This window comes from Kitasatospora sp. NPDC002551, assembly GCF_040296005.1.
Lineage (GTDB): Bacteria > Actinomycetota > Actinomycetes > Streptomycetales > Streptomycetaceae > Kitasatospora.
The window spans coordinates 1-10,165 of record NZ_JBEOWI010000108.1 but is presented as its reverse complement, the minus strand read 5'-3'; the positions used below and the strand labels follow the sequence as shown (position 1 = coordinate 10,165).

The 10,165-nt window shown below is 72.4% G+C and carries 9 protein-coding genes; 2 read left to right on the top strand and 7 right to left on the bottom strand.

All coding sequences use genetic code 11. The features are described from left to right. Nucleotides 1-80 precede the first annotated feature (80 nt). The 4 genes from ABT093_RS39765 to ABT093_RS39750 all read right to left on the bottom strand — a co-directional run bounded on the left by ABT093_RS39765 (nt 81) and on the right by ABT093_RS39750 (nt 2,558). Entirely contained in the window at nt 81-719 is a 639-nt protein-coding gene (locus ABT093_RS39765) for a hypothetical protein (RefSeq protein WP_350572387.1), read from the bottom strand. A gap of 117 nt (nt 720-836) precedes the next feature. Next, nucleotides 837-1,472, bottom strand: a complete 636-nt coding sequence (locus ABT093_RS39760) for a hypothetical protein (RefSeq protein WP_350572386.1) — start codon at nt 1,470-1,472, stop codon at nt 837-839. Nucleotides 1,473-1,503: 31 nt separating this feature from the next. After that, nucleotides 1,504-1,983 carry a hypothetical protein gene (locus ABT093_RS39755; protein ID WP_350572385.1) on the bottom strand — a complete coding sequence of 160 codons (480 nt, stop codon included), beginning with the start codon at nt 1,981-1,983 and terminating at the stop codon, nt 1,504-1,506. After that, entirely contained in the window at nt 1,980-2,558 is a 579-nt protein-coding gene (locus tag ABT093_RS39750; protein WP_350572384.1) for a hypothetical protein, read from the bottom strand. Before ABT093_RS39750 ends, ABT093_RS39755 begins: the two co-directional genes overlap by 4 nt. A 301-nt stretch (nt 2,559-2,859) precedes the next feature. Between ABT093_RS39750 and ABT093_RS39745 the strand changes: the two genes are divergently transcribed. Then, nucleotides 2,860-3,591 (top strand): hypothetical protein, encoded by a 732-nt coding sequence (locus tag ABT093_RS39745; RefSeq protein ID WP_350572383.1) that lies wholly within the window; start codon nt 2,860-2,862, stop codon nt 3,589-3,591. A gap of 41 nt (nt 3,592-3,632) precedes the next feature. Beyond that, on the top strand, nt 3,633-4,328 hold the full coding sequence (locus tag ABT093_RS39740; protein WP_350572382.1) for a GNAT family N-acetyltransferase: 696 nt from the start codon (nt 3,633-3,635) through the stop codon (nt 4,326-4,328). A 515-nt stretch (nt 4,329-4,843) separates the two neighbouring features. Here ABT093_RS39740 and ABT093_RS39735 read toward each other — a convergent pair. The 3 genes from ABT093_RS39735 to ABT093_RS39725 all read right to left on the bottom strand — a co-directional run bounded on the left by ABT093_RS39735 (nt 4,844) and on the right by ABT093_RS39725 (nt 10,033). Continuing rightward, nucleotides 4,844-5,419, bottom strand: coding sequence for a hypothetical protein (locus ABT093_RS39735; RefSeq protein WP_350572381.1), 576 nt, complete (start codon nt 5,417-5,419; stop codon nt 4,844-4,846). A gap of 311 nt (nt 5,420-5,730) precedes the next feature. After that, nucleotides 5,731-6,384 (bottom strand): hypothetical protein, encoded by a 654-nt coding sequence (locus ABT093_RS39730; protein ID WP_350572380.1) that lies wholly within the window; start codon nt 6,382-6,384, stop codon nt 5,731-5,733. A 277-nt stretch (nt 6,385-6,661) separates the two neighbouring features. Beyond that, a complete protein-coding gene (locus ABT093_RS39725; protein WP_350572379.1) occupies nt 6,662-10,033 on the bottom strand; it encodes a LysM peptidoglycan-binding domain-containing protein in 3,372 nt (1,123 codons plus the stop codon). Nucleotides 10,034-10,165 lie beyond the last annotated feature (132 nt).

Genomic DNA, 10,165 nt, shown 5'->3' with positions numbered 1-10,165 from the left:
TCGCACAAGCCCCACACCAGAAAAGCCCCGGACTCCGCCGCCGGGTCGGGGCGCTGGAGCACCCCGACCGGGCGGCACCTCTAGACGCGCTGCACCGGCGGGGGCATCTCCAAGGGGAAGACGCCCGTGCCCTGTCCCATCAGCCACAGCGCGGGGGCCAGGGTGCGGCCTCGGGGGCACCGGGAGATGTGGTTCTGGGAGCGGTGCGTCGTCGGCTCACCCGCGGTGCGCGTGATGGCCAGGACCGTTCCGTCGGCCAGCACCGCGGTCAGGTTGCGTTGCTGCTTGGCTCCGGGGGTGTCCAGGACGTCCACGCCCTCGATGAGCTCGCCCTGGTCGAGCGCCCACCGTTCGGCGAGGGCGAGCAGTCCCACGACCGGGCCCATCGGGTCGGTCCTGGAGTCGGGGCCCAGACCTGCGGATTCGTCGAGCAGCGCCTGCCCGTACTCCTCCATGGCTCCCTGGAACTTCGGCCCGCCGTCGTTAGCCCAGGTCGGGACGTCCATGTCCTCAACCGCGACCGCGTGGCTGGCCGGGTGTGCATCGACCGTCTCCGGATGCGGAAGGCGGATCTGCATCCAGGTGACCGGCAGACTGCCCCAGCCGACGGACTCGTGGAACTGATGTTCCAGCGGGACCAGGGCGGCCCCGATGGCGCCGCGGGCCTCCTGGCTCAGGAGTCGGCGGGCGTGACTTCCGGTGTTGATCATGCGGGTCACAGCAGTTGGTCCTCTCACAAGGTGGTGGAACGGGAAGGCGAAGCGCCGCCCACGGAGGGGAAGCGGTGGAAGAAGGCGGCTCGGATGCCGACGGCCGGGGACGTGAGGGGGATCTCGTCATGCGACGGCTGCCAGGTCGATGGAGGGCAGGTACTCGTGCCGGTTGTCGACGTCCAGGTCGCGGGCTGTCTCGGGTAGGTCGCCGAAGGTGATTCCGGCGGCCTGGAGCTCGCCGACGATGTGGTCGAGGTTGAGCTCGAAGCGCGGGTCCTTGCCCCAGGCGCGGGCCAGGTCCTCGGGCAGGGCGGGGAGCGGGTCGTCGAAGTCGTGGACGGTCGTCCCGTGGGCGGTGACCGCGCGGTCGAGCATGAAGGTGTCGTTGCCTCGGACCTGCAGCACCACGTACGCGGCGCGGGGGAGCAGGACGCGCAGGAGCGTGGTGAACTCCTCGGCGGCGGCCTCGGCCTCGACGCGCAGCCACTCCTGGAGGGCGAGCATCCGGCTGTAGCCGGCGGTCGGTGACTGCTCGTCGGCGTCGGCGGTCTCCTCGGCCTCCTCGGCCATCAGCGCGCGGGCGCGGGCGGCCAGCTCGTGCTGCCGGGTGCTGAGATCGTCAGGATCGCCGAAAACGGCTTCGGCTGCGGTGCGCACGAGGCCCTCGAGTTCGAGAGGGGTGAACGAGGCGCTGATGCCGCTCAGTTCGACGATGGGAGCCGCGCCGGGGTGGGTCGGGCGGGTGGACTGCGGGGGCATGTTCGTCTCTCCGGTCGGGGGTTGGGGGTGGTCAGGTGTCCTGGACGGTCAGGAAGACCGGGGGGCGGCCGTAGGACTGGGTGAGGGCGTTGACGACCGCGCGGCCTGCGGCGGTGAGGTCCTGCTCGCCGGCGGTCCAGAAGCCCGCGAAGCACTCGGTGATCGGCGTGGCCGGGGCGGCGTCCGGGTCGCGCAGCGCCCAGCTCGCGCCCGTGGTGCCCAGCAGGAGGGCGGCCAGGAGGCCGGTCGAGCGCTCGGCGGCCTCGGGGTCGCCGTCGTCGAGGCCGGGGAAGACCGCGGTCCACGGGCCGCGGTCGCCGATGGGCTCTTCCTGCAGCTGGGCGTGGAGCAGCAGGCCGGGGAAGCAGACCAGCATCGGCTCGTCGGCCGCCTCGGGCCACACGGCGTAGACGCTGGTGCCGCAGCCTCCGTAGCTGTCGAGGCGGGTCGGCCAGTTCACCAGGGAGCCGGTCATGGCGGTGCGGTCCATCCGCCGCCGACGGGCCGTCACGGCCGGGCTCCGGCCGCCCGGCCGGGCAGGGGGTACCGGCGGGCGTAGGAGGCCAGGACGATGCCGAGGATGCCGTCCTCGTTGGCCTCGGGGTCGGTCACTTCGTGGTCGTGGAAGAAGTCGGCGGCGGCCTGGAACGCCGCTTCGAGGAGGGGGCCTTGTGCGTCGTACCGGTAGCCCTCCTGTTCGGTGTCCAGGGCGTAGTCGAAGGTGAAGGTCCAGGTGCCGCGTTCGCGTACGGGGGCGGTGGCAAGGTCGATGCCCTCGCCGACGACGAGAGCCGTCTCCCACACCGTCCAGTTCGCGGTGAAGGTGGGGCGCGCGAGCTTGGCGATCAGCAGCCGGGCCCGCATGAGCGAGTGGAGCTGTGCGAGGCGGGCGGCCGGGACCGGCGGGGCGCCGTCGGTCGTCTCGTAGATGTCGTACATGGGGTGGCCGGGGAAGGCGTGGGAGCCGTGCACGGCGAAGGTGCGGCCGGTGTCGGCGACCTGCCAGCGGTGCCGGTCGCCCGTGCCGCCCGGCGCTGCGAGCGCGGTGACGGCCTGGTCGTGGTCCCAGGGGTGCGCGGAGAGCATGAAGAGGGGTCCTCAGGGGTGTGTGCCGGTGCGGCCAGGCCTGCGCGGAGGTCCGGCGGCGTGGTGTGAGTCGGGGGCGAAGACACCCCGTTCATTGCCTAACTCTATGAGTAAGATTAATGAGGGTCAAGCGCTTTGATCACATTGCTTAATTCTATGAATCTGGGTTACTGTGTGGATGCCGCCGAACGAGGCGGCAGGCGACCGGACGCCGATGACCCTTCTCGGCCCGGCCCGCCCTCACCGGCGCGCGTCCGCTCGTCCCGCGCCGCGCCCTGTTCCAGCCGAGGAGCTCCCGCCCATGAAGCGAAGCCTGCGCCGCCACATAGAGGCCGCCATCAACCAGACCTGGAACCCCCGCCGATTCGACCGTCGCGGCCGCGTCACGGTCGTGCTCTCATTCCCCGAAACGGCGTTCTCCGATGCCCCGCGGTGGAGCCCCGGGCCCGATTTCACCGCCACCGCCGGCGAATACGCCTGGCTGCGCGACAACGGAGACGGAACGAGTACGGCCGTCGTCTCCGGGGTGGGGCCCAAGGAGCTTCCCGGCGCGGACGGAGGGGAGTGGACCGAGCCGGAGGTCTGGACGGCCACGGCCCCCAACGACAGCCTCTTCGTCGACAGCGGCGCCATGTGGGACAAGCCGCACCGCATCACCTGGCTGCTCGACGAGCCCGGCGCGACGATCACCCGCGAGCCCTACGAGGGCCACCCCTCCGCCGCCGTCCACGCCTACTGGGACAACTTCCACGAGCAGTGGGGCTTCGTCCCCGGCCGGATGCACCGGGGCGAGTTCCCGTTCGCGGACCGGCGCCGCTTCGCCGCTCTGCACACCGAACCGGACTTCGGCAGCCTCCCCGACGAGGTTCAACTCCTGGAGGCAGCCGTCACCTTGATGCGCTCCTTCGACGCGAAGGCCCGGGTGTACGCCTACGACCCCGAGCGCGGCACCACCCGCGACCCCATGCGCACCGTCTCCGACTACACGCTCACCAGCGTGGTGCGCGCCCTGGGCCGCCGGACCTCCCGCTGACCCCACCCACCAGCCTCTTCCCCTCCGCAGGAGCCCCAGCCATGACAGCGTCTTCCCCCAACCGCCTCTCCGCCGACGGCGCCGCGTTCACTGTGCGCGACGCCCGCCCCGCCGACACCGACGCCTTCATGCAGGTGATCGCCCTCGCCGACCCCTTCAACCCCGACCCCTTCGGCCTCGCGCGGCTCGTCCTGGCCTCACCGCCCGTGCCGCCCCTCTCCCACGACCGGAATCTGGCCCTGGTCGCCGAGGACAAGGAGACCGGCACCTTCATCGGCGCGCTGTTCGGCGGCCCGCCGCGCTGGCTGTTCACCCACCCCGGCATCGACAGCCTTCCCTTGTTGGACCACATGGTCCGCAGCCTGGGCATCATCAACGGCGTGGCAGTCCACCCCGACCACCGCCGCCGGGGCGTGGCCGCCGCCCTGATCAACGCCGCCGAGCAACGGTTCACGCGAGCCGGGTACGGCCTGATGACGGTCGACCACGAGCCCGCCCTGGACGGCTTCTACCGCCGCCACGGCTACACCATCGGCGACGCCCTCCTGGTCCACCTCCCGCAGCAGCGCCTCATCGGCATGACCACCGACGACACCCGCATGTCGGCCAAGCCGCTGCACCCGGCGGTCCGGCTCGCCGACGTCCCCGGCGCTCCCCACCGAGTCATCACCGGCCTGCTGCCCGGCGCGTCCCTCCCGGCCGACGCCGTGTTCGACGGCACACGCCTTCAGTACTGACGAGACGACCGCCCGCCGGGCCCGGCTTACCCACCAGCCGGCCCGGCCCGCCGGCAGGAGCCCCCGGTTGCCGCCCCACCTGCACATCGCCGAACGCTGCATCCACGGCGAGACGAAACGCATCCTGTGCGACCACCACGTCGCCTGGCACCGCTACCGCGTACGGGAAGTACCGTGCTCACCCTCCTTCTGTAAACCGCCCACCGAACCCGGGCTGCGGCAAGCCGGGACCGCTGACCGCGACTGAGCACCCGCCGCCCAACCACTCGCCGAGGGAAGCCCCATACCCCGCTTCCGCTCCGCCACCGCGGCCCCCGGGACCTACGACTCCGAACTCCTCCGCACCTGGACCGACTTCTGCGCCGGCACCAGATCCCCGCCTCCCCCGCTACCCGAGCGGCGATATCGAGTCGGACGCCAGTGACGGTTATCTAGGGGTATCGACAATGTTCGAGCCCGAAGACGACTTCCCGGCCAGCGGCCACGGCGGCCTGTGGCCCACCCGAGCGACTCCCCTACGCCTGGAGCGGGAACTGCGCGACGAGCTTGTCGTCCACGACCGTCTGCGTGAAGCCCTTCGCGCCCGTTGCGGTGTCGCCGAGCGCGGCGAGCACCAGGACGGCGCGCAGCAGTACGTACCGGATACGGGGGTCGCGGGCCGTTCGCGAGTAGGTGGCCGCCCAGCCGTCCCAGACCTCCAGCGGCGACGGGCCGGCCTGCCCCGGCACCGAGGCGGCCACCAGGTCGCGCACCAGCGCGGCGCACGCCTCCCGCCGGTCCGGCACGAACGTGCGGCTCCCGGCGGTGACGGAGGAGCCCACGATCGGGTCGGTGTAGAACTCCAGCGGCTTCACGGCCAGCAGCGGCGGCTCGATACCGAAAACGACGCCCCCGACCACTTCGAGCAGCCGGGCCGCGCCGCGCTCCACCCCTTCGAAGCCGTGCGGCATGACGCGGGTCCGTACGAAGACCTCGGCCTCCAGGCCCCGACTGCTGTTGTCAGGGACGATATCGCCCTGGCGGTCGAGGTCGAGTGTGATGTTCCACGCGGCGTGGACGTCCAGCGCGGTCGGTTCGGTACGTCGGGGCATGGCTCCTCCAGGGCAGGGATGTGCTCGGAACCGTCACGGCGGCGGCTCCGCATCCCCGCGCACGCGGGGAGAATCCCGTCAGCTGACGGGCAAGATCAGTATGCCGAAGGACACGCGCCGGCCGCAGCGTCCGCCACCACAGCCCGCGGTTCAGACGCCCAGGGCGGTGAACTGCGCCAGGATTCGGGTTCGTTGGGCTACGGCTGCCAGGTCAAACCCGGCCGGGGCCGTGTGGTGACTCGGGCACGTCTGGGACGAGGCCCGTTCCGACTGGCGCGATCTGTGGACCATGCGGCCGGGAAGGCGCAGGGTCAGCCCTGCGAAGACGAAGAGGGAAGGCCGGCGAACCACGTCGCGAAGGGAACCCAGGTGCCCGCGGGAGCCGCCAACAGGTTCTCCAGCGCGCCGAACCGCAGCGCCTCGCGGCTTCCGAGGGGGAACACCTCCCTGAGCATGTCCGCCTGCGGATCCAGACTGTCGGGCCGGACCCGCTCCTCGAACAGCTGGTAGGACGCTGCCTCGGCGACGCGCAGCGCCCCTGCACGGTTCCCGACCACCAGGTAGGGGCAGACGCGAGCGGCATAGGCGGCGCACGCTGCGTGCAGCGGTGGCTCTCGTACGAGCTGGGCGGCCGTCTCCTCCGACTCGCCGGCGATGAAGACCACCTTCGCGTCCCGGTCGATCGACGTACCGCACAGCTGGCAGCGCCGCCGGGCCATCGCCGTGCGCTGACGCCGGGGACACACCTGCCCCAGCAGCGGAGCCCCAGTGCCGGTCGTGCAGTAGCACCACAGCACCGCGCCTTCCTCGGGGCTGCGGATCACCGACGACCGGCCCGGAGCGTCGCGGGGCTCCCAGAGCGTCGTCCAGCCCACCGGATATCCCCGGCTGTCGCGGGGCAGGCCAGCCACGGCCGGCGGCATCGGGACCTGCTTCCACCCGGGACGGGCTCGCATCTCTTCCACACCGCTGATCCTCCCAGAGCGCCGACGCGCATCCACGGCCGGGCGGAGTCGACGGCGCCTCCCTCCGGCCCGGCTCTTCTCACGGCTGGGACGTGGTCACTCCGTCCGAGCGGCCTCTCACGCTCGGCACCTGCCAAGAGGACTTCCTGCCCCTCCTTGAACAGGCCCGGGGGGCCGCGCTCGGCCTCGCGGCTGACGCCTGAACGAAGCGGGTCGAAACGTCGGGGCCTGTCCGTACCGGAAGTCCGGTGCGGACAGGCCCCTTTCGCGTGCCCGGTCAGGCGGACGCGATGCGGTTCGCGTCCATCAGCGCGTTGATCAAGGCCACCGTCTCGGGCGCGGAATCGGACCCGCTTTCGATCTCGATGCGCGTCAGTTGATGAGCCGTCCGCTCCATCCCTTGGCGGTCACCGATCTCGCTGTAGACGGTGAACAGGTCCCGGTAGAGGAGCTCGCTCATCGTGTCGCACACCAGGCCGCGAGAGGCCGCCGCGAGCGCGGCACGGTAGTCGCGTACCGCCATGCGTCGGGTGGCGAGCTCGTGCGCGACGTCGACGACGGCCGAGATCATCTCCTGGATGTCGTACTCGGCCCAGGCGTACTTGGACTGGTTGATGTCGCTGAACGGCCGGCCGCGGACGAGCGCCAGCGCGCTGGCCAGCGCCGTATCCGCCTCCGTACCGGAGTAGTGCATCCCTTCCCGGTAGTACGCCTGGAACTGCTGCCAGTCGCTGGTGACCTGGTCGTTGAAGCTGTAGATGCCGCCGCTGATCGTCGGCAGGTAGGCGCCGGACGGGTCGTCGGCCGCCAGGAGGGGGTCGCGGCCGAGCCACGCCCTCAACTTGGAGATTGCCGTGTTGCGGGTGTCGGCGCGCACCCGCTGACCGGGCCAGACCGCCTCGTCGAGCTCATGGCGGGACTTGCCCGGGTGCAGGGCCAGCCAGGCAGCGATCTCGGTGAGACCGTTGCGGCGGTACGACTCGACCTTGCCGAGGGTGCCGATCACGTCGACGGGGCCCAGGACCCGGATCTGCGGGGCGGCCGGCGGGTCCGGAGGCGTGTTCAGGGCCGCCAGCACTCCCGAGGTGACGGCGGTGACCCGGGCGGCCGGACGTACGGGACGCGTGGCCTCCGGCTCGACCGGGTGGTCCGCCGGCCGGCCCAGGGCCGCCGGGGACAGGGCTGAACCCTCCGGTGCCTCCCCGGCGGCGAGCTCGTCCAGGTCCTCGGGCTCCTCGCCTCCCTGCGGCTCCTCGTCTTCTTCGGCCTCGTCGCCGCGTTCGTCGAGGACCTCCTGGAGGGTCTCGTCGAAGAGCTCCTTGGGCAACGCCGCCACCTCCGGTGCGATTTCGTCTTCGGCTCCCTCCACGAGGTCGCTGCCGGCCGCGCCGGTGACCGAGGGAGCCAGGGCGCTGAGGCCGAGGTCGGGTACGGCAGTGACCGAGGAGGACCGGAGGGCGCTGACCCCCACCTGCACGATCGGAGCGGCCGGCGGCATGGCGAGCTGCTGCCCGCGGGCTTCCTCCGGCGCGGTGTCCCCATCGCCGTCGCCGTCTTCCGCGGTGTCCTGCGCGAGGGCGGAGTCGCCCCGCTGCGGGATGGGACTCGGTCCGTTCGGCACGGAGGTGCCGTCGGGCGCGTGGGTCCAGGCCGGGGCCGGGACGTCGTCGGTACGGGCGGCCGTGACGAGCAACTGCACCAGCGGCAGGTACGCCTCCTCCTCCAGCCTCTGCAGGGTGACCGTCAGATCCAGGCCGGGCAACTGCACCGGGCTACCGGCCGCGGCCGGCAGTGTCCAGGCGCCGGGAACCTCGAGCTCGTCCCCGGCCTCGGTGACGATCGCGGTCGCGGTACGGGGCCGCGAGGACAGCAGATCGGCCAGAGCCTCCGCCTCGTCGCCGCTGGGCGCGGTGGGAGCGATGAGCACCTTGGGGATCCAGGCGTCGCCGCCGTCCTCGGACAGGCGGGCCTGGGCGAGATCGTCGAGGTCGCCTGCTTCCAAAGCCCGGCGCTGCAGGGCGTCGTGCGCGCGCAGCTCCGGCAGGGCGTGCGCCAGGTCCTCCTGATGCTCGACGCGGATGGGGAAGACGCCGGCGAGTTCCTCGCCGAGACCGGCCAGCAGCAGCGTGGTGTCGTCGGACAGGCCGGAGGAGGCGAGCTCGACGGCCAGGCCCAGCATGACGGCGCGGATGTCGGCGCCGGTGCCGGTCAGGCGCAGCGCGCCGACGGACTCGAGGTTGACGAGCACCGGTTCGCCGTCGGCGGTCTCCCCGAGGCTGACGAGCGCCGGGTAGGGGGGCATGGTGTCGCGGGCCTGGTCCTCGTCCAGGAGCTGGGCGCCCCGGGCCGGGCACCACCAGCGGTCCGGGCTTTCCTCCGTCTCGGCGAACGGCACGATCTGCGGGGTCGGCGCCGACAAGTACAGCTCCAGGCCCTTGGCGGTGACGCGGACGGCCTCCAGCGGCGGGAGCGGTTGGCCAGCCTTGGCGCAGTTGGCCGCCAGGGTGCGCAGGGCGACGTCGACCAGGTCGAGGCCCTCGGGGTCGGAGGCGACTCGCAGCTGCTTCTCCAGGTCGGCAGTGGCGGTGGCCTGCTGCGGCATCGGGATGCGCCGGCGCGGGCGGCGGCGGCGTTGCTGGAGCGCGCGCCGGCCGCCGAGGACGGCCAGGACGGCGGCGGCGAACAGGCTGGTGGCGGCCAAGGCCACCGACGCGGCGGAGGAGTCGTCGGCATCGTCGGCCGACGCCGCGACGGGGGTCTGGGACTGCTCGGCCGGGGCGTCCGGATGGGCGGTCGGCAGCCCACCGCCCGGCCGGTCCTTATCCGCGCCCAGGTCACTGGGGGTCTGGGCGGACTCGCCCTTCCCTCCCTGGTCGACACCCGGGCTCGGCTTGTCCTGGGCGGGCGGCTGCGTCTGCTCGGCGCCGGGCCGTTCCTCACCCTTGCCCTGGTTGGTGGGCTTCTCGCGCGGCGGCTGGGCCTCTTCCGGCTTCGAGTCGCTCCGGTCGCTGTGGTCGGCGCCGGTCGTGGCGGGGATCTGCAGCTTCCAGCCGGGGTAGATCTCGTCGGGGTCGCCGAGGACGCGCCCGTCGTCCTGCTTGACCCCCTTGTTCGCCTCGACGATCCGGGGGTAGGCGTCGGCGTCGCCGAGCTCGTCCTCGGCGATGCCGGTGAGGGTCTCGCCCGCGCGTACGGTGTGGGTCTCGGCCGCGGCCTTGGATCCGGCAGTCTGCGCCTGAACTCCGCCCTGATCGGCGGACGGGCTGGGCGAGGCATCCGCGGGAAGCCGCAGGGTCCAGCCCGGTTGCAGGACAGTGGTGTCGGCGGTGATGAGGGAGCCGTCCGCCTGGGGTACGCCCGCGTTGACGTCGATGATCCGGTGCCACTCGATGCCGGCGCCCAGGCGCTTCTCGGCGATGTCCCAGAGAGTGTCGCCGTCCTGCACCCGGTGGACGGGCCCGTCCCATGCCGAAGAAGCAGAGGACTTGGTCGCGGTGGTCGCCGCGGTGGGAGTGTCGGCGGTCACGCTGGCCGTGGCCACGGTGGCGGGGGCGGCGCTGGCGGGTGAGGCGATCGCGGTGCCCGCCGGGAGTAGGACGAGGATGCCGCCGACGAGCGCGCCGGCGAGCTGCTGGGATCCGCCCAGCATGCGGATCCGGGGCGCCCGGACGTGGGGGGGGGGGGGGGCGGGCGCCGACCCCCCCCAGCTCACAAAAGAAAGGAAGGCGGGCAACCCAGAGAAGGTGTTGGGGCGCCCCGCCCGAGGGCCGGAGGGGTGGGG